The sequence below is a fragment of the Streptomyces hyaluromycini genome, assembly GCF_002217755.1.
Classification (GTDB): domain Bacteria; phylum Actinomycetota; class Actinomycetes; order Streptomycetales; family Streptomycetaceae; genus Streptomyces; species Streptomyces hyaluromycini.
The window spans coordinates 1-871 of record NZ_BCFL01000009.1 but is presented as its reverse complement, the minus strand read 5'-3'; the positions used below and the strand labels follow the sequence as shown (position 1 = coordinate 871).

Genomic DNA, 871 nt, shown 5'->3' with positions numbered 1-871 from the left:
TCGCGCAGGGCGTTGAGCATGACGAAGTCGTGGATGATGCCCTGGTAGCGGACGGCGGTGACGGGGACGCCGGCGGTGCGGAGTTTGTTGGCGTAGGCCTCGCCCTCGTCGCGCAGGACGTCGGCCTCGCCGGTGATGACGAGGGCCGGGGGCAGGCCGGTGAGCTGTTCGGTGGTGGCGCGCAGCGGGGAGGCGGTGATCTGGGCGCGTTCGGTCTCGTCGGTCGTGTACTGGTCCCAGAACCACTGCATGCCGTCGCGGCGCAGGAAGTAGCCGGTGGCGAACTGGTGGTAGGAGGCGGTGTCGAAGCTCGCGTCGGTGACCGGGTAGAACAGCACCTGCTGGAGCAGCGGGAGGCCGCCGCGTTCCTTGGCCATCAGGGTGAGGGCGGCGCTCATGTTGCCGCCGACCGAGTCGCCGGCGACCGCGATCCGGCCGGCGTCCAGGCCCTTGGTCGCGCCCTGGGCCACGATCCACTGGGCGACGGCCCAGTTCTGCTCGATGGCGACCGGGTAGCGGGCCTCGGGTGAGAGGTCGTACTCGGGGAAGACGACGGCGGCGTCGGCGCCGACGGCGAGTTCGCGGACCAGGCGGTCGTGGGTGTGGGCGTTGCCGAAGACCCAGCCGGCGCCGTGGATGTAGATGATCACGGGGAGCGGGCCGGTGGCGCCGGCCGGCTTGACGATGCGGGCCCGGACGCTTCCGGTGGGGCCGCCCTCGACGGTGATCCACTCCTCGTCGACCGCGGGCAGGGCGATCTCGCCGGACTGCACCTCGTCGACGGCCTTGCGGCCCTCGGCGGGGGCGAGGTCGAACAGGTAGGGCGGGTTCGCGGTGGCCTCGACGAAGGCCTGGGCGGCGGGCTCCAGCA

1 protein-coding gene is annotated in these 871 nt (G+C 72.2%); it reads right to left on the bottom strand.

Features of this window, described 5'->3' with window-relative positions:
- On the bottom strand, positions 1–869 hold an 869-nt coding region (locus SSP29_RS00055), incomplete at its 3' end, for an alpha/beta hydrolase (RefSeq protein ID WP_089098381.1).
- Positions 870–871: the final 2 nt, after the last annotated feature.